This is a genomic window from Pseudomonas sp. 22526, assembly GCF_052044735.1.
Taxonomy (GTDB): Bacteria; Pseudomonadota; Gammaproteobacteria; order Pseudomonadales; family Pseudomonadaceae; genus Aquipseudomonas; species Aquipseudomonas piscium.
The window spans coordinates 59,124-74,424 of sequence record NZ_JBQENK010000008.1 but is presented as its reverse complement, the minus strand read 5'-3'; the positions used below and the strand labels follow the sequence as shown (position 1 = coordinate 74,424).

Sequence of the window (15,301 nt, the reverse complement as noted above, 5' to 3'; positions counted from 1 at the left end):
TGAGGACCGCCAATTACTATGCCCATGACTCCCCGCGAAATCGTCCACGAACTCAACCGCCATATCATCGGCCAGGACGATGCCAAGCGCGCCGTCGCCATCGCGCTGCGTAACCGCTGGCGCCGCATGCAGCTGCCTGAAGAGCTGCGTGTCGAAGTGACCCCGAAGAACATCCTGATGATCGGCCCGACCGGCGTCGGCAAGACCGAGATCGCCCGGCGCCTGGCCAAGCTGGCCAACGCTCCGTTCATCAAGGTCGAAGCGACCAAGTTCACCGAAGTCGGTTATGTCGGCCGCGACGTTGAATCCATCATCCGCGACCTGGCCGACGCTGCGATCAAACTGTTCCGCGAACAGGAAATGACCCGCGTCCGCCACCGCGCCGAAGACGCTGCCGAAGAACGCATCCTCGACGCCCTGCTGCCACCGGCGCGCATGGGCTTCAGCAACGAAGACGCCGCCCCGGCCCAGGACTCCAACACCCGCCAGCTGTTCCGCAAGCGCCTGCGCGAAGGCCAGCTGGACGACAAGGAAATCGAGATCGAAGTGGCTGAAATCAGCGGCGTCGACATCTCGGCTCCACCGGGCATGGAAGAGATGACCAACCAGCTGCAGAGCCTCTTCGCCAACATGGGCAAGGGCCAGCGCAAGAACCGCAAGCTCAAGATCAAGGACGCGCTCAAGCTGATCCGCGACGAAGAAGCCAGCCGCCTGGTCAACGATGAAGAACTCAAGGCCAAGGCCCTGGAAGCGGTCGAACAGCACGGCATCGTGTTCATCGACGAAATCGACAAGGTTGCCAAGCGTGGCAACTCCGGTGGCGTCGACGTCTCTCGCGAAGGCGTGCAGCGCGACCTGCTGCCGCTGATCGAAGGCTGCACCGTCAACACCAAGCTGGGCATGGTCAAGACCGACCACATCCTGTTCATCGCTTCCGGCGCGTTCCACCTGAGCAAGCCGAGCGACCTGGTGCCCGAGCTGCAAGGCCGCCTGCCGATCCGCGTCGAACTCAAGGCGCTGTCGCCGGAAGACTTCGAGCGCATTCTCAGCGAGCCTCACGCCTCCCTGACCGAGCAATACTGCGAACTGCTGAAAACCGAAGGCCTGACCATCGAGTTCCAGGCGGACGGCATCAAGCGCCTGGCGGAGATTGCCTGGCAGGTCAACGAGAAGACCGAGAACATCGGTGCCCGTCGCCTGCACACCCTGCTCGAGCGCTTGCTCGAAGAGGTGTCGTTCAGCGCCGGCGATCTGGCCAGCGCCCACAACGAAGAGCCGATCCGCATCGACGCCGCCTACGTCAACAGCCACCTGGGCGAATTGGCGCAGAACGAAGACCTGTCCCGTTATATCCTGTAACGAGCACTTCTCTGCGTAGGAGCGAGCTTGCTCGCGATAGGTATCNCCGTGCCCCTGGAGGGACGCGGCGTCTTTGAATCCATCGCGAGCAAGCTCGCTCCTACACAAGAGGGTTTCTTGTACAGACGGACCGCAGGCTGCCCCATGACCACTCGACTTCCCACCGCCATCAACCTGCACAAAGCCTCGAAGACCCTGACGCTGACTTACGCGCCAGACGAGGTCTATCACCTGCCCGCCGAATTCCTGCGGGTGCACTCCCCCTCCGCCGAGGTCCAGGGCCACGGCAAACCCATCCTGCAATTTGGCAAGATCGGCGTCGGCCTGACCAAGGTCGAACCGGCCGGTCAGTACGCACTGAAACTGACCTTCGACGACGGGCATGACAGCGGCCTGTTCACCTGGGACTACCTGTACCAGTTGGCGGTGCGTCAGGACGATCTGTGGAAGGATTATCTTGCTGAACTTCAAGCCGCCGGTAAGTCCCGCGACCCAAATGAGTCTATCGTCAAGCTGATGCTCTAGATCGGACCTCTAACGCTTTAGAGGGCATTTTCTAGATTCATCTGTTTGAATGCTGGGCTGCATGGCCAACGATTGGCCTGCTTGCGAAAAAAATTAAACTCGGGTAACCAATGGAGCTGGCAAGTTCCCTGCAGTGTTCTCTGAACAAAAAAGCAGTAATGCAGAATCAACGGTCACCCGAGCAGTAGTACCTGGCATCTTTGCTGTGTGACTACACAGCAGGTCCGGTACTCGTCTCAGGACAATGGAGCGTCGTAGATGAGTAACAAGAATAACGATGACCTGAAACGCCAAGCCTCGGAAAACACTCTGGGCCTGAATCCTGTCATCGGTTTACGTCGGAAAGATCTGCTTACCTCTGCTCGTATGGTGCTGACCCAGGCCATCAAACAACCGCTGCACAGCGCCAAACATGTGGCCCATTTCGGCGTCGAATTGAAGAACGTGATGTTCGGCAAATCGACACTGCAACCGGAGAGCGATGACCGTCGCTTCAGCGATCCGGCCTGGAGCCAGAACCCGCTGTACAAGCGTTATCTGCAAACCTACCTGGCGTGGCGCAAGGAGCTTCACGACTGGATCGGCCACAGCAACCTCTCCGAACAGGACATCAGTCGCGCCCACTTCGTCATCAACCTGATGACCGAAGCCATGGCGCCGACCAACACCGCCGCCAACCCGGCAGCGGTCAAACGCTTCTTCGAGACCGGCGGCAAAAGCCTGCTCGATGGCCTCTCCCATCTGGCCAAGGACCTGGTGCACAACGGCGGCATGCCGAGCCAGGTCAACATGGACGCCTTCGAGATCGGCAAGAACCTGGGCACCAGTGAAGGCGCGGTGGTGTTTCGCAACGACGTGCTGGAACTGATCCAGTACCGCCCGGTGACCGAGCAGGTGCACGAGCGGCCGCTGCTGGTGGTCCCGCCACAGATCAACAAGTTCTACGTCTTCGACCTCAGCCCGGACAAGAGCCTGGCGCGTTTCTGCCTGCGCAACAGTGTGCAGACCTTTATCGTCAGTTGGCGCAACCCGACCAAGGCGCAGCGCGAGTGGGGCCTGTCGACCTACATCGAAGCGCTGAAAGAAGCGGTCGACGTGGTCATCGCCATCACCGGCAGCAAGGACTTGAACATGCTCGGTGCCTGCTCCGGCGGCATCACCTGCACCGCACTGCTGGGGCACTACGCGGCCCTGGGCGAGAAGAAGGTCAACGCCCTGACCCTGCTGGTCAGCGTGCTCGACACTACCCTCGATACCCAGGTGGCGCTGTTCGTCGACGAGCAGACCCTGGAGGCCGCCAAGCGTCACTCCTATCAGGCTGGCGTGCTGGAAGGCCGCGACATGGCCAAGGTGTTCGCCTGGATGCGGCCCAACGACCTGATCTGGAACTACTGGGTGAACAACTACCTGCTGGGTAACGAACCGCCGGTGTTCGACATCCTGTTCTGGAACAACGACACCACCCGGTTGCCCGCGGCCTTCCACGGCGACCTGATCGAAATGTTCAAAAACAACCCACTGATCCGCGCCAACGCCCTGGAAGTGTGCGGCACGCCGATCGACCTGAAGCAGGTCACCGCCGACATCTTCTCCGTGGCCGGCACCAACGACCACATCACCCCGTGGAAGTCCTGCTACAAGTCGGCCCAACTGTTCGGCGGCAAGATCGAGTTCCTGCTGTCCAACAGCGGGCATATCCAGAGCATCCTCAACCCGCCGGGCAACCCCAAGGCGCGCTACATGACCAGCGAGGAGATGCCGGCCAACGCCGACGACTGGCAGGAAAACTCGACCAAGCACACCGACTCCTGGTGGCTGCACTGGCAGGCCTGGCAGGCGGAGCGCTCGGGCAAACTGAAAAAGACGCCGAGCATTCTCGGCAACAAGGCGTACCCAGCGGCCGAGGCGGCGCCGGGTACTTATGTCCATGAACGTTAACCGATAGCAGGCCTGTAGGAACGAGTCGCTTGCGATCATGCTGCTGCGCAAGCGACTCTTTCCTGCAGGCAACGATTCCACCGACAGGGCCAAGGCATGCCTCAACCGTTCATCTTCCGCACCGTCGACCTGGATGGCCAGACCATCCGTACTGCGGTACGTCCCGGCAAGCCTCACTTGACACCCTTGCTGATCTTCAATGGTATCGGCGCCAACCTGGAGCTGGTGTTTCCGTTCGTCCAGGCTCTGGACCCGGACCTGGAAGTCATCGCCTTCGACGTACCGGGCGTTGGCGGCTCCTCGACGCCGAGCCACCCCTACCGTTTTCCCGGCCTGGCCAAGCTGACCGCGCGCATGCTCGACTACCTCGACTATGGGCAGGTCAATGTGGTGGGTGTGTCCTGGGGCGGGGCACTGGCCCAGCAGTTCGCCTACGACTACCCCGAACGCTGCAAGAAACTGGTGCTGGCCGCCACCGCCGCAGGCGCCTTCATGGTGCCGGGCAAACCCAAGGTGCTGTGGATGATGGCCAGCCCGAGGCGCTACATCCAGCCCTCCCATGTGATCCGCATCGCCCCCCTGATCTACGGCGGCTCGTTCCGCCGCGATCCCAACCTCGCCGCCGAGCATGCCAGCAAGGTCCGTTCAGCGGGCAAGCTGGGCTACTACTGGCAGCTGTTCGCCGGCCTCGGCTGGACCAGCATCCACTGGCTGCACAAGATTCATCAGCCGACCCTGGTGCTGGCCGGCGACGACGACCCGCTGATCCCGCTGATCAACATGCGCATGCTGGCGTGGCGAATTCCCAACGCCCAGCTGCACATCATCGACGACGGGCATCTGTTCCTGATTACCCGGGCCGAAGCCGTCGCGCCAATCATCATGAAATTCCTCGAGGAAGAGCGACAACGGGCAGTGATGCACCCGCATCCGACACCGTTCAGCGGTGCGTAGCAAAAAGCGTCTGCCGACAGGATCGTCGCGCGCGCAGGATGGTTCAGGACCGACTATGGTGTTTGTCTTGGTGTGCTTGTTGATGTCTTGACGAAGGAGTGTTGAAGCATGCGAGACAAACCAACGGCGGGCTCGTTGCCCACGTCCTCCACCTACATCACCGCCCAGAGCGCCATCACCGGCCTGCGCGGCCGTGACTTGCTGTCGACTCTGCGCAGCGTGGCTACCTACGGCCTGCGCAACCCGGTGCACAGTGCCCGCCATGCCGTGGCGCTGGGTGGCCAGTTGGGCCGTGTACTGCTGGGTGAAACACTGCACAAACCCAACCCTCAGGACAGCCGGTTCTCCGATCCGACCTGGAGCCTGAACCCCTTTTACCGACGCGGCCTGCAGGCCTACCTCAGCTGGCAGAAGCAAATCAAAAGCTGGATCGACGACAGCGGCATGAGCCTGGACGACCGGGCCCGCGCGCACTTTGCCTTCAACCTGCTCAACGATGCGGTGGCACCGTCCAACACCCTGCTCAATCCGCTGGCGATCAAGGAAATCTTCAACTCCGGCGGCAGCAGCGTGATCCGTGGCATCGGTCATCTGGTCGACGACCTGCTGCATAACAATGGCCTGCCCAGCCAGGTCACCAAACAGGCCTTCGAGGTCGGCAGGAACCTGGCCACCTCCTCCGGTTCGGTAGTGTTTCGCAACGAGCTGCTGGAACTGATCCAGTACAAGCCGATGAGCGAAAAACAGTACGCCCGGCCCCTGCTGATAGTGCCGCCGCAGATCAACAAGTTCTATATCTTCGACCTCAGCCCCGCCAACAGCTTCGTGCAGTTCGCCCTGAAAAACGGCCTGCAGGCCTTCATGATCAGCTGGCGCAATCCCGATGTCCGGCATCGCGAATGGGGCCTGTCGAGCTACGTCGAGGCCGTGGAGGAAGCCATGAATGTCTGCCGGGCGATCACCGGCAGTCGTGACGTGAACCTGATGGGAGCCTGTGCCGGCGGCCTGACCATTGCCGCCCTGCAAGGCCACCTGCAAGCCAAGCGGCAACTGCGCCGGATCTCCAGCGCCACCTACCTGGTCAGCCTGCTGGATAGCCAGCTGGACAGCCCGGCGACCCTGTTCGCCGACGAACAGACCCTGGAGGCAGCCAAGCGCCGCTCCTATCAACGGGGCGTGCTCGACGGTCGTGACATGGCCAAGGTGTTCGCCTGGATGCGGCCCAACGACCTGATCTGGAATTACTGGGTCAACAACTACCTGCTGGGCAAGGAGCCGCCGGCGTTCGACATCCTCTACTGGAACAACGACAACACCCGGCTGCCGGCAGCCTTTCATGGCGATCTGCTGGACTTCTTCAAGCACAACCCTATGGGTCATCCCGGTGGCCTGGAAGTGTGCGGCACGCCAATCGACCTGCAAAAAGTCACGGTCGACAGTTTCAGCGTCGCCGGAATCAACGACCACATCACCCCCTGGGATGCGGTGTATCGCTCGACCCTGCTGCTGGGCGGCGAAAAACGCTTCGTGCTGTCCAACAGCGGACACGTGCAGAGCATCCTCAACCCGCCGAGCAACCCCAAGGCCAACTACGTCGAAAACGGCAAGCTCAGCAGCGACCCGCGAGCCTGGTACTACGACGCCAAGCACGTCGACGGCAGCTGGTGGACGCAATGGCTGGAGTGGATCCAGGAGCGTTCCGGCGCCCAGCGCGAAACCCTGATGACCCTGGGCAACCAGAATTACCCACCGATGGAGGCGGCGCCTGGCACCTACGTGCGCGTCCGCTGAATTTCCCCGCGCCGCGGCCCAAGGGTCGCGGCCTGACTGAACAACCAAGAAGACTGGATGAAAACCCGCGACCGGATACTCGAATGTGCCCTGCAGCTGTTCAATCACAAGGGCGAACCCAATGTCTCAACCATGGAAGTTGCCAACGAAATGGGGATCAGCCCCGGCAACCTCTACTACCACTTTCACGGCAAGGAGCCGCTGGTCCTCGGGCTGTTCGAGCGCTTCCAGAATGAGCTGACGCCCCTGCTCGATCCACCCGCCGATGTACACCTGGCTCCCGAAGACTACTGGCTGTTCCTGCACCTGATCGTCGAGCGCCTGGCGCACTACCGCTTCCTGTTCCAGGACCTGTCCAACCTGGCCGGACGCCTGCCGAAACTGGCCAAGGGGATTCGCAACCTGCTCAACGCCCTGAAGCGCACCCTGGCCTCGCTGCTGGCCAGGCTCAAGGCTTCGGGACAACTGGTCAGCGATACCCAGGCGCTGGGGCAACTGGTGGAGCAGATCACCATGACCCTGCTGTTCTCGCTGGACTACCAGCGCATTCTCGATCGCGAGGGCGAGGTACGGGTGGTGGTCTACCAGATCATGATGCTGGTGGCGCCGCACCTGCTGCCACCGGCGAAACTGGCCACCGAACAGATGGCCCTGCGTTACCTCGACGAGCAGGATTGATCGGCGCCGCAAGAACCCCACAAACAAAAACGCCCGACCTTTGCAGGCCGGGCGTTTTTGTATGTCCCGAAAAACTCAGGACTGACTGGTTGGCGTCGCTGGTGTTGGCGCGGCAGTCGGGGTAACGGCAGGGGTTGGCGCCACTGCAGAGTTCGCAGGGCTGACCGGTACTGCCGGCTTGGCGGCAACCACTGGCTTCGGTGCTGCGGCCTTGGGTGCTGCCGGTTTTTTCACTGCTGGTTTTTTCGCCGCCGGTTTGGCCGCCGGTTTCGCAGCGGGCTTGGCCGCTGGTTTTGCCGCTGGCTTGGCGGCTACTGGCTTGGCGGCAGGTTTTGCAGCCGGCTTGGCCGCCGCAGTTTTGGCTGCCGGTTTCGCGGCAGGCTTGGTTGCTGCTTTGGCCGGCGCCTTGGCTGCCGGTTTGGCTGCTGCTTTAGCCAGAGGCTTGGCCGCCGGTTTGGCCGCTGCAGTCTTGGCCGCGATCGGAGTCACCTTGGCGCCTGTGAGTTTTTCGATCTGTTTGGTCAGAGTGTCGACCTTGCTGTGCAGCGCCTTCACTTCATTGCGGCTAGGCACGCCCAGACGCGAAATGGCACTGTTCAAGCGCTTGTCGAATGCACCTTCCAGCTCGTCCCACTTGCCCAGCGCGCGGTCCTTGACACCACTGATGCGCGATTTAGCCGAGCTCGCGGAGTCCTTGGCGGCGTCGACGGTTTTGCCGACAGCGCTTTTGGTGAGCTTCTCGGCTTTCTCGCCATCCTTGACCAGCGACTCGAAAAGCTTGCTGCCGTCAGTGTCGATTTTCGAGTACACGCCTAAACCAGCAAGCCAGATTTTACGGGAGTAGTCTTCGACCTTCCCGATCCACGAGCTGCCTTCTTTTTCAGTATTCTTTTTACCAGCCATCCCGTTCTCCTTAATGTTTACGCGCGACACGTTCGAGCAATGCCGTCAGCTCATCGAGCTTAGCAGAGAGTGTCTCAACGTCATGTTTAGACGGAATGCCGATGCGATTCAAGGCACTTGCGACGCGCGTGTCAAAAGCCTTCTCGACTTTATCCAGCTGCACTTCGACTTTGCCTTTGAGACTGGTGACATCCCCCTTCACGCTATCAATCTGACTGTTGGCGGCCTCAAGTTGTTCAGTCACAACTTTTTTGCCTTTCTTTTCAACAGTTTGACCGGCTTTAACGAGCTCTTGAAAGTACTCGCCGCCCTCCTGGCCGACCTTGGTGTAGGCACCCAGGCCTGCCAGCCAGATCTTGCGGGCATAGGATTTGACTTCACTCAGAGTGGTTGATGCAGCATCAACTTTTTTCTTCAGAATTGCTTTGGCCATGGTGCACCTCACGCGCAGAAGGTTTGAGGAACTGCCCGCAGGAAAGTGGGCTCATGCACAAAGTAGTGAGAAAAATTAGAATCGGCACCCTAACCAATGTCATAAAAAGGTGGAGGGGTTACTGGAGATAACCGGCTCGCCAGCGATGTTTTTCCAGGCGTCATGACCACACCCGAAATCACCGGCAAGCCGACTTCTGTGAAAGCGGTTCAGACCAGGGCTTTATCCAGCGCCTTTTCGATTTCCGACTTGATCATTCCGCTCATGGCGGACATCAACAGGCCCAGCTCGACATCGACTCTGATCGAATCGTCGCCCACCTGCACCGCACCTTTGACCCCCGAACGCTTGAGGTTCAGGGTATCGCCCGACCACTGCGGCTCCAGGCCATACTGATCGGCCAGTTTCTGCGCCAACTGGTCAGCCTTTTCGCGGGCTGCTTCCTTACCCAGGCCGTGGGCACGCTCAACACTAATACGGGCCATTGAATGACTCCTGCTTTATCGGGACTTGCCTGAAGCGTCTTGAGCTGCGCTGCGTCAAAACGCCCCGGCGCTTCACTATCTTACATTCAGCCTTGCCAAGACAAAGACCGCCACCGGGATTAGAATGTCCCGCATTCTCTTTTGGTGACAGCGATATGACTGATCAGCGCAAAGGCAGCGATGCCGAACCCACCACTCACTTCGGCTTCAAAAACGTTCCGGAAAGCCAGAAGGCGGAAAAAGTCGCTGAGGTGTTCCACTCGGTAGCCGCCAAGTACGACCTGATGAACGACGTACTGTCCGGTGGCATGCATCGCCTGTGGAAACGCTTCACGATCGAATTGTCCGGCGTTCGCCCTGGCAATCGCGTGCTGGACATCGCCGGCGGCACCGGTGACCTGACCCGCAAGTTCTCCCACCTGGTAGGCCCTACCGGCCAGGTGGTGCTGGCGGACATCAACGCCTCCATGCTCAAGGTCGGTCGCGACCGTCTGCTCGACAAGGGCGTGGCCGGCAACATCGAGTTCGTTCAGGCCGACGCGGAAAAGCTGCCGTTCCCGGACAACCATTTCGACGTCGTGACCATCGCCTTCGGCCTGCGTAACGTGACCCACAAGGAAGATGCCCTGCGCTCGATGCTGCGGGTGCTCAAGCCCGGTGGCCGTCTGCTGGTGCTGGAGTTCTCCAAACCGACCAACGCGCTGATGTCCAAGGTCTACGACGCCTACTCGTTCGCCTTCATGCCGCTGGCCGGCAAGCTGATCACCAACGACTCGGAAAGCTATCGCTACCTGGCCGAATCGATCCGCATGCACCCGAACCAGGAAACCCTGAAGTCGATGATGGTCGAGGCCGGTTTCGATCGTGTGACCTACCACAACATGACCGCGGGCATCGTTGCCCTGCACCGCGGCATCAAGCCCTGATGTTGTTCAGCGGCCTGCTTGCCAGCGTCGAACACGGCCTCAACCGTGTACTGCGTCTCGACAGCACGGCTTTGCCACGCTTGCAGCATTTGAACGGCAAGGTCATCGCCGTCGATTGCCGCAGCCCGAGCGTGCAGTTGTTCGTCATTCCCGGTGACGAGGGCCTGACCCTCGCCACGCATTGGGCCGCCGACGCCAACTGCACCCTGCGGGCGCCGGCTTCGAGCCTGGTGCGCCTGGCCCTGAGCCAGGACAAGACTTCAGTGCTGCACAGTCCCGAAGTCGAGCTGGAAGGCGACAGCGGTGTGCTGCTGGAACTGGCGGCCATCCTCCAGGACCTGGAGCTGGACTGGGAGTACGAACTCTCGCGCTGGCTCGGCCCAGTGGCCACCCAGCTGTTCAGTGGCCATATACGCAGCCGCGCACGCTGGTATCGCCAGGGTTTCGCCAGCCTGAACCAGAACCTCGCCGAGTACCTGGCCGAAGAGTCGCGCACCCTGGTGGGCCAACGCGAAGCCGAAGCCCGTTTCAGTGAACTGGACCGGGTCAAGCTCGACCTGGAACGCCTCGAGGCGCGCTTCGAGCGCCTTTCCCGATCCCTTGACCCAAGCGATAACGCATGAAGCTGCTTGCCGTCCGCCGTTTGTTGCGCATCCAGCGCGTCGTGATCCGCTACCGCCTCGATGACCTGCTGTTCGCCCTGCCCCTGCCCTGGTTCCTCCTGGCACTGCGCTACGCCTTGCCCTGGCGCTGGTTCCCGCGCAAGCAACTGGAACTGACCCGCGGCGCCCGTCTGCGCCTGGCCTTGCAGGACCTGGGGCCGATCTTCATCAAGTTCGGGCAGATTCTCTCGACCCGTCGCGACCTGCTGCCCGAAGACATCGCCGACGAGCTGATGCTGCTGCAGGACCGCGTGCCGCCCTTCGACTCGAAGACATCGGTGGCGCTGATCGAGGAGCAACTGGGCAAGAAAATCAGCGATGTGTTCAGCCGCTTCGATATCGAGCCCCTGGCCTCCGCTTCGGTGGCGCAAGTCCACGCCGCCCAGCTCAAGAGCGGCGAAGAAGTGGTGGTCAAGGTCATCCGCCCGGGCCTCAAGCCGGTCATTGCCCAGGACCTGGCCTGGCTGTTCATCCTTGCCCGCGCCGCCGAAAAGGTCTCGGCCGACGCCCGCCTGTTGCACCCGGTGGATGTGGTCAGCGATTACGAAAAGACCATCTACGACGAACTCGACCTGCTGCGCGAAGCGGCCAACGCCAGCCAGCTCAAGCGCAACTTCGACGGTTCGCCGCTGCTCTACGTGCCGCAGGTCTACTGGGACTGGTGCCGGCCGAAAGTGCTGGTCATGGAGCGTATCTACGGGATCCAGGTGACCGACCTGGCCACCCTGGCCGACCAGCGCACCGACATGAAAATGCTCGCCGAGCGCGGCGTGGAGATCTTCTTCACCCAGGTGTTCCGCGACAGCTTCTTCCACGCCGACATGCACCCGGGCAACATCTTCGTCAGCACCCTGCAGCCCTGGAGCCCGCAATACATTGCCATCGACTGCGGCATCGTCGGCAGCCTGACCCCGGAAGACCAGGACTACCTGGCCCGCAACCTGTTCGCCTTCTTCAAGCGCGATTACCGGCGCGTGGCGCAGTTGCACATCGATTCGGGCTGGGTGCCGGCAGAGACCAAACTCAACGAATTCGAAGCGGCGATCCGTACCGTGTGCGAGCCGATCTTCGAAAAACCGTTAAAAGATATTTCCTTCGGCCAGGTGCTGATGCGCCTGTTCCAGACCGCTCGCCGCTTCAACATGGAAGTGCAGCCGCAGCTGGTGCTGCTGCAAAAGACCCTGCTGAACATCGAAGGCCTGGGCCGCCAGCTGTACCCGGAGCTGGACCTGTGGAACACCGCCCAGCCGTTCCTCGAACGCTGGATGCGCGAACGCGTCAGCCCGAAAGCCTTGCTGGGCAACCTGCACAGCCAGGTCGAGCAACTGCCGCACCTGGCCAACATGACCCGCGACCTGCTCGAACGCATGTCCCAGCCCCATGCCCAGGACCCTTCGCCCCCCTGGAAACGGCGCAAGGACGACTGGTTCCTGCGTCTTCTCGGCGCGGCGCACCTGGGTGGTGGCGCTATCCTCGCGGCCGGCGGACCGCTGAACGAACTGGGTCACTGGCCGGCCGGCATCATGATGGCCGTGGGCTTGTATCTGGTCGTGCGCCGATAGCCAGCCGGGCTAGCGGCTGGCACACTGTTTCCCATCGCCGAGGCTCGACGAGCGCGTCGAGCCCTGTTGTCGGAGTCGAAGATGAAAGATTGGCTGGACGAGATCAAATGGGACGCTGACGGCCTGGTGCCAGCCATCGCCCAGGATCACAAGACCGGGCGCGTGCTGATGATGGCCTGGATGAACCGCGAGGCGCTGAGCCTGACCGCTGCCGAAAACCGTGCCATCTACTGGTCACGTTCGCGTGGCAAGCTATGGCGCAAGGGAGAAGAGTCCGGGCATGTGCAAAAGCTTCATGAAATGCGCCTGGACTGTGATGCCGACGTCATCATCCTGATGGTCGAACAGATCGGCGACATTGCCTGCCATACAGGCCGCCAGAGCTGTTTCTACCGTGTCTATGAAAACGGCGACTGGAAAACGGTCGATCCGGTACTCAAAGACCCGCACGCAATATATCAAGCAGGACACTGAGCATGAGCGATACCCTGACCCGTCTGGCCCAGGTGCTGGAAGAGCGCAAAGGCGCCGCCGCCGACACTTCCTATGTCGCCAGCCTGTACCACAAGGGCCTGAACAAGATTCTGGAAAAAGTCGGCGAGGAATCGGTGGAAACCATCATCGCCGCCAAGGACGCCGCCCACAGCGGCGACTGCAGCGATGTGATCTACGAAACCGCCGACCTGTGGTTCCACACCATGGTCATGCTCGCCCAGCTGGGGCAGCATCCGCAGGCCGTTCTCGATGAACTGGACCGGCGCTTCGGTTTGTCCGGACACGCCGAGAAAGCCTCGCGTCCGTCCGCCTGAACATCATTTAGAGAGGAAACGCAGCATGGGCATTTTTGACTGGAAACACTGGGTCGTCATCCTGGTTGTCGTGGTACTGGTGTTCGGCACCAAGAAACTGAAAAACCTCGGCACCGACGTCGGCGAATCGATCAAAGGCTTTCGCAAGGCCATGAACGACGACGAAAAACCCGCCGAGCCTGGCGTGCCACCAACCGCCCAGCCTGCTCCGCCGGTCCAGCCGCAAAGCGCTCCGCTGAACCAGCCGCACACCATCGACGTGCAGGCGCAAAAAGTCGAAGAGCCGACCCGCAAAGACTCGTGAGCACTGACTAATGTTTGGTATCAGCTTCTCTGAACTGCTGCTCGTCGGCCTGGTGGCCCTGCTGGTGCTCGGCCCCGAGCGTCTGCCGGGCGCCGCGCGCACGGCAGGCCTGTGGGTCGGCCGCTTGAAGCGCAGCTTCAATGCGATCAAGCAGGAAGTTGAACGGGAAATCGGTGCCGATGACATTCGTCGGCAACTGCACAACGAACACATTCTGTCGCTGGAACAGGAAGCGCGGAAGATCCTCAATCCGACCCAGCAACAGCCGACACCGGTCGAGCCCGTGGCCGAGCAGAGCATTCATGCCCCCGCCGCGGCGCCTGAAGCGCCAGCCAGCGCGACCACGGCGAGTTCCACTGCCGCAACTGCACCGGCCGAACCGGCTGCGCCCGTGACCACGCCTGTCACGCCAGCCCCCCACGACCCTACTTTGCCGCCGCGAGCCCCATGAGCGATATTCCGGAAAACGACCAACATATGCCGCTGGTGTCGCACCTCACCGAGTTGCGCACCCGGTTGCTGCGCTGCGTGGCGGCGATCTTCCTGATCTTCGGCGGGCTGTTCGCCTTCACCCAGCAGATCTATACCATCGTCTCCACGCCACTGCGCCAGTACCTGCCGGCGGGCGCAACGATGATCGCCACCGACGTGGCGTCGCCGTTCCTGACCCCGCTCAAGCTGACGATGATGGTCTCGCTGTTCCTGGCGATCCCGGTGATCCTGCACCAGATCTGGGGCTTCATCGCCCCCGGCCTGTACAAGCATGAAAAGCGCATTGCCGTACCGCTGCTGGTCTCCAGCATCCTGCTGTTCTACATCGGTATGGCCTTCGCCTACTTCCTGGTGTTCCCGCTGATCTTCAAGTTCTTCGCCGCGGCCACCCCGGCCGGCGTGGAAATGATGACCGACATCACCAGCTACCTCGACTTCGTCATGACCCTGTTCTTCGCCTTCGGCGTGGCGTTCGAGATCCCGGTGGCGGTGGTGCTGCTGGTGTGGATCGGCGTGGTCGACGTCGCCTACCTGAAGAAGATCCGCCCGTACGTGATCATCGGCTGCTTCGTGGTCGGCATGATCCTGACCCCACCGGACATTTTCTCCCAGACCTTGCTGGCAGTACCGATGTGGCTGCTGTTCGAGATCGGCATCCTGTTCGGCAGCCTGATCAGAAAGCGCGGCGACCATCCGGACGACCAGCCGGCCGAAGACCACAACGACCAGCCGCCAGCGACCCAAGCGTGAACCTGCTGCTGCTCGAGGAGGCCGACTTCATCGCGGCCGACCGGGTGATCCTGCGCGATCGCCGCCTGACCCACATGCAGGAAGTCCATCGTGCCGCGGTGGGCGACAGCCTGCGGGTCGGCCGTATCGGCGGCCTGATGGGCTCGGCCGAACTGCTGCGCCTGGAAGCCCAGGAGGCCGAACTGCAAGTCAGCCTCGACCAGCCACCGCCGACCAAGCTGCCCCTGACCCTGGTGCTGGCCCTGCCCCGCCCGAAAATGCTCCGGCGGGTGCTGCAAACCGTCGCCGCCATGGGCGTGCCCCGGCTGGTGCTGGTGAACAGCTACCGGGTCGAGAAAAGCTTCTGGCAAACCCCCTTCCTCGAACCCGAGGCGATTCGCGAGCAACTGATCCTCGGCCTGGAACAGGCCCGCGACAGCGTGCTGCCGGAAGTGGTCATCGAAAAGCGCTTCAAACCCTTCGTCGAAGACCGTCTGCCAGCGCTGGTCGAGGGCACCCTCGGCCTGGTCGGCCATCCCGGCCAGTATCCGGCCTGCCCTCGTGGCCTGGATGAGCCGGTGACCCTGGCCATTGGCCCGGAAGGCGGCTGGATCCCCTACGAGATCGACCTGCTGGGCAAGTCCGGCCTGCAACCGGTGCAGCTCGGCGAGCGCATCCTGCGGGTCGAAACCGCTGTCACCGCCCTTCTCGCCCGCCTCTTCTAATCAGCCCCACCACTCCCGTAGGAGCG

General features: G+C 61.7%; 18 protein-coding genes. 15 read left to right on the top strand and 3 right to left on the bottom strand.

All coding sequences use genetic code 11. From position 1 onward, the window contains the following. Positions 1 to 18: 18 nt before the first annotated feature. From hslU to ACTJKT_RS13935, 6 genes are all read left to right on the top strand, one after another. On the top strand, positions 19 to 1,359 hold the full coding sequence (gene hslU, locus ACTJKT_RS13960; protein ID WP_440787508.1) for an ATP-dependent protease ATPase subunit HslU: 1,341 nt from the start codon (positions 19 to 21) through the stop codon (positions 1,357 to 1,359). Positions 1,360 to 1,503: 144 nt separating this feature from the next. Beyond that, positions 1,504 to 1,884: a gamma-butyrobetaine hydroxylase-like domain-containing protein gene (locus tag ACTJKT_RS13955; protein WP_009041814.1), complete on the top strand. Its 381-nt coding sequence runs from the start codon at positions 1,504 to 1,506 to the stop codon at positions 1,882 to 1,884. A gap of 258 nt (positions 1,885 to 2,142) precedes the next feature. Beyond that, positions 2,143 to 3,822, top strand: coding sequence for a class II poly(R)-hydroxyalkanoic acid synthase (gene phaC / locus ACTJKT_RS13950; protein ID WP_097305947.1), 1,680 nt, complete (start codon positions 2,143 to 2,145; stop codon positions 3,820 to 3,822). A gap of 96 nt (positions 3,823 to 3,918) precedes the next feature. Further along, a complete protein-coding gene (phaZ, locus tag ACTJKT_RS13945) occupies positions 3,919 to 4,776 on the top strand; it encodes a poly(3-hydroxyalkanoate) depolymerase (protein ID WP_025808208.1) in 858 nt (285 codons plus the stop codon). Positions 4,777 to 4,884: 108 nt separating this feature from the next. Then, entirely contained in the window at positions 4,885 to 6,567 is a 1,683-nt protein-coding gene (phaC, locus tag ACTJKT_RS13940) for a class II poly(R)-hydroxyalkanoic acid synthase (RefSeq protein WP_440787507.1), read from the top strand. Positions 6,568 to 6,624: 57 nt separating this feature from the next. Next, entirely contained in the window at positions 6,625 to 7,245 is a 621-nt protein-coding gene (locus ACTJKT_RS13935) for a TetR/AcrR family transcriptional regulator (protein WP_440787506.1), read from the top strand. 75 nt (positions 7,246 to 7,320) lie between these two features. Here the strand turns inward: ACTJKT_RS13935 and ACTJKT_RS13930 are convergent, their stop codons facing one another. The 3 genes from ACTJKT_RS13930 to ACTJKT_RS13920 form a co-directional block, all read right to left on the bottom strand. Next, positions 7,321 to 8,148 (bottom strand): phasin family protein, encoded by an 828-nt coding sequence (locus ACTJKT_RS13930; RefSeq protein WP_440787505.1) that lies wholly within the window; start codon positions 8,146 to 8,148, stop codon positions 7,321 to 7,323. A gap of 10 nt (positions 8,149 to 8,158) precedes the next feature. Continuing rightward, positions 8,159 to 8,581 carry a phasin family protein gene (locus ACTJKT_RS13925; protein WP_025808212.1) on the bottom strand — a complete coding sequence of 141 codons (423 nt, stop codon included), beginning with the start codon at positions 8,579 to 8,581 and terminating at the stop codon, positions 8,159 to 8,161. A 209-nt stretch (positions 8,582 to 8,790) separates the two neighbouring features. After that, positions 8,791 to 9,066, bottom strand: a complete 276-nt coding sequence (locus ACTJKT_RS13920; protein WP_007925878.1) for a polyhydroxyalkanoic acid system family protein — start codon at positions 9,064 to 9,066, stop codon at positions 8,791 to 8,793. Between the two features lie 155 nt (positions 9,067 to 9,221). On the opposite strand from ACTJKT_RS13920, the gene ubiE reads away from it, so the two are divergent. The 9 genes from ubiE to ACTJKT_RS13875 all read left to right on the top strand — a co-directional run bounded on the left by ubiE (position 9,222) and on the right by ACTJKT_RS13875 (position 15,275). Continuing rightward, positions 9,222 to 9,992 carry a bifunctional demethylmenaquinone methyltransferase/2-methoxy-6-polyprenyl-1,4-benzoquinol methylase UbiE gene (gene ubiE, locus ACTJKT_RS13915; RefSeq protein WP_007925879.1) on the top strand — a complete coding sequence of 257 codons (771 nt, stop codon included), beginning with the start codon at positions 9,222 to 9,224 and terminating at the stop codon, positions 9,990 to 9,992. Further along, positions 9,992 to 10,615: a ubiquinone biosynthesis accessory factor UbiJ gene (locus tag ACTJKT_RS13910; protein WP_440787504.1), complete on the top strand. Its 624-nt coding sequence runs from the start codon at positions 9,992 to 9,994 to the stop codon at positions 10,613 to 10,615. Before ubiE ends, ACTJKT_RS13910 begins: the two co-directional genes overlap by 1 nt. Next, entirely contained in the window at positions 10,612 to 12,216 is a 1,605-nt protein-coding gene (gene ubiB, locus ACTJKT_RS13905; protein WP_440787503.1) for a ubiquinone biosynthesis regulatory protein kinase UbiB, read from the top strand. Before ACTJKT_RS13910 ends, ubiB begins: the two co-directional genes overlap by 4 nt. Before the next feature lie 81 nt (positions 12,217 to 12,297). Further along, complete coding sequence (hisI, locus tag ACTJKT_RS13900) at positions 12,298 to 12,690, top strand: phosphoribosyl-AMP cyclohydrolase (RefSeq protein WP_007925882.1); 393 nt, start codon at positions 12,298 to 12,300, stop codon at positions 12,688 to 12,690. 2 nt (positions 12,691 to 12,692) lie between these two features. After that, positions 12,693 to 13,025: a phosphoribosyl-ATP diphosphatase gene (locus ACTJKT_RS13895; RefSeq protein ID WP_007925883.1), complete on the top strand. Its 333-nt coding sequence runs from the start codon at positions 12,693 to 12,695 to the stop codon at positions 13,023 to 13,025. Between the two features lie 25 nt (positions 13,026 to 13,050). Next, complete coding sequence (locus tag ACTJKT_RS13890; protein ID WP_440787502.1) at positions 13,051 to 13,329, top strand: twin-arginine translocase TatA/TatE family subunit; 279 nt, start codon at positions 13,051 to 13,053, stop codon at positions 13,327 to 13,329. Between the two features lie 10 nt (positions 13,330 to 13,339). Further along, positions 13,340 to 13,780: a Sec-independent protein translocase protein TatB gene (tatB, locus tag ACTJKT_RS13885; RefSeq protein ID WP_440787501.1), complete on the top strand. Its 441-nt coding sequence runs from the start codon at positions 13,340 to 13,342 to the stop codon at positions 13,778 to 13,780. Next, on the top strand, positions 13,777 to 14,571 hold the full coding sequence (gene tatC, locus ACTJKT_RS13880; RefSeq protein WP_440787500.1) for a twin-arginine translocase subunit TatC: 795 nt from the start codon (positions 13,777 to 13,779) through the stop codon (positions 14,569 to 14,571). The genes tatB and tatC overlap by 4 nt, the downstream gene beginning before the upstream one ends. Then, positions 14,568 to 15,275, top strand: a complete 708-nt coding sequence (locus ACTJKT_RS13875) for a 16S rRNA (uracil(1498)-N(3))-methyltransferase (RefSeq protein WP_440787499.1) — start codon at positions 14,568 to 14,570, stop codon at positions 15,273 to 15,275. Before tatC ends, ACTJKT_RS13875 begins: the two co-directional genes overlap by 4 nt. The last annotated feature ends 26 nt before the right edge of the window (positions 15,276 to 15,301 follow it).